This window comes from Peptoniphilus senegalensis JC140, from assembly GCF_000321025.1.
Classification (GTDB): domain Bacteria; phylum Bacillota; class Clostridia; order Tissierellales; family Peptoniphilaceae; genus Peptoniphilus_A; species Peptoniphilus_A senegalensis.
In genome coordinates this window covers 1-2,354 of the sequence record NZ_HE610720.1, presented here as the reverse complement: position 1 = coordinate 2,354, position 2,354 = coordinate 1, and the positions used below count along the sequence as shown (strand labels likewise).

The following is a 2,354-nucleotide window of genomic DNA, read 5'->3' as shown; positions in this document are numbered from 1 at the left end:
AAGTTAATAGTCGTAGACCCGAAACCGTGTGATCTATCCATGGGCAGAGTGAAGTTGAAGTAAAATTCAATGGAGGCTCGAACCGGGTAGCGTTTAAAAGCTATCGGATGACCTGTGGATAGGGGTGAAAAGCCAAACGAACACGGAGATAGCTGGTTCTCCTCGAAATAGCTTTAGGGCTAGCCTCTAGTGGAAACATGAAAAGGGGGTAGAGCACTGACTGGTCGCGGGGCATGCATATGTTACCAAGACCTATCAAACTCCGAATACCATATCATGCACTAGGGAGTCAGACTATGTGGGATGAGCTTCATAGTCGAAAGGGAAAGAGCCCAGACCATCAGCTAAGGTCCCAAAATTATAGTTAAGTGGGAAAGGATGTGGAGTTACTGAGACAACTAGGATGTTGGCTTAGAAGCAGCCACTCATTCAAAGAGTGCGTAATAGCTCACTAGTCAAGTGACTCTGCGCCGAAGATAACCGGGGCTAAACTATATACCGAAGCTATGGAACGTTAAACGTTGGTAGAGGAGCAATGTATGGAGGACGAAGCAGAAGCCGTAAGGCACTGTGGACACCATACAAGAGAGAATGCTGGCATGAGTAGCGAGAGGTGAGTGAGAATCTCACCCGTCGAAAACCCAAGGATTCCTGAGCAAGGCTCGTCCACTCAGGGTAAGTCGGGACCTAAGGCGAGGCTGAAAAGCGTAGTCGATGGACAACAGGTTGAAATTCCTGTACCGATACAATCGCAATAAAGGAAGTGGGGACGCAGGAGGAAAATAAGAGCGCCCAGTTGGTGAGGCGTGCAAGCGCAAAGTCTGGAAAGTAGGCAAATCCGCTTTCCAATAAGGATGAAGCGTGATGCGGATCGAAAACAAGTAGAGAAGCTTATGAATCCACACTGCCAAGAAAAGCCACTACAAGAGAAGTATCGCCCGTACCGTAAACCGACACAGGTAGGTGAGGAGAGAATCCTAAGACGAGCGGAAAAACCTTTGTTAAGGAACTCGGCAAAATGACCCCGTAACTTCGGGAGAAGGGGAGCCCCTGTAAAAGGGGGCCGCAGTGAAAAGGCCCAAGCGACTGTTTACCAAAAACACAAGTTTCTGCGAAGTCGAAAGACGAAGTATAGGAGCTGACACCTGCCCGGTGCTGGAAGGTTAAGGGAAAAAGTTAGCGCAAGCGAAGCTTAGAACTGAAGCCCCAGTAAACGGCGGCCGTAACTATAACGGTCCTAAGGTAGCGAAATTCCTTGTCGGGTAAGTTCCGACCCGCACGAAAGGTGTAACGATTTGGGCACTGTCTCAACAAAGGATCCGGTGAAATTGTAGTAGCGGTAAAGATGCCGCTTACCCACGACAGGACGGAAAGACCCCGTGGAGCTTTACTGTAGGCTGAGATTGAATTTTGGGATTAAATGTACAGAATAGGTGGGAGGCAGAGAAATAGGTACGCCAGTATCTATGGAGCCACCGTTGGGATACCACTCTTTTAATGCTAGAATTCTAACCTACCCCCATGAATCTGGGGAAGGGACACTCTCAGTTGGACAGTTTGACTGGGGCGGTCGCCTCCGAAAGAGTAACGGAGGCGCTCAAAGGTTCCCTCAGCACGGATGGAAATCGTGCGAAGAGTGCAAAGGCAGAAGGGAGCTTAACTGCGAGACCAACAAGTCGAGCAGATGCGAAAGCAGGACTTAGTGATCCGGTGGTACCGAGTGGAAGGGCCATCGCTCAACGGATAAAAGCTACCCCGGGGATAACAGGCTTATCTCCCCCAAGAGTCCACATCGACGGGGAGGTTTGGCACCTCGATGTCGGCTCGTCTCATCCTGGGGCTGAAGTAGGTCCCAAGGGTTGGGCTGTTCGCCCATTAAAGAGGCACGCGAGCTGGGTTCAGAACGTCGCGAGACAGTTCGGTCCCTATCCGTCGTGGGCGTAGGAAATTTGAGAGGAGCTGTCCTTAGTACGAGAGGACCGGGATGGACAAACCTCTGGTGCACCAGTTGTACTGCCAAGTGCATAGCTGGGAAGCTAAGTTTGGAAGGGATAAGAGCTGAAGGCATCTAAGCCCGAAGCCCCCCTCGAGATGAGATTTCCCTCGCAAGATAAGACCCCTAGAAGAAAATTAGGTAGATAGGCTCAAGGTGTAAGCACAGCAATGTGTTCAGCTAGCGAGTACTAATAGGTCGAAGACTTGACCAAGAGAGATAAGAAAGATTAGTTTTTAAGTAAATCTGGTGAGAATAGGACAATGGACACACCTGTACCCATACCGAACACAGAAGTTAAGCATTAGTCCGCTGATGGTACTTGGTTGGCAACGACCTGGGAGAGTAAGTCATCGCCAGT

At 49.9% G+C, this 2,354-nt stretch carries 2 rRNA genes; both read left to right on the top strand.

The features are described 5' to 3' along the window. A 23S ribosomal RNA gene (locus tag PTSHG_RS09720) occupies nt 1–2,207 on the top strand. A gap of 31 nt (nt 2,208–2,238) precedes the next feature. Continuing rightward, nucleotides 2,239–2,354: ribosomal RNA gene (rrf, locus tag PTSHG_RS08935) — 5S ribosomal RNA — on the top strand; the annotation flags it as partial.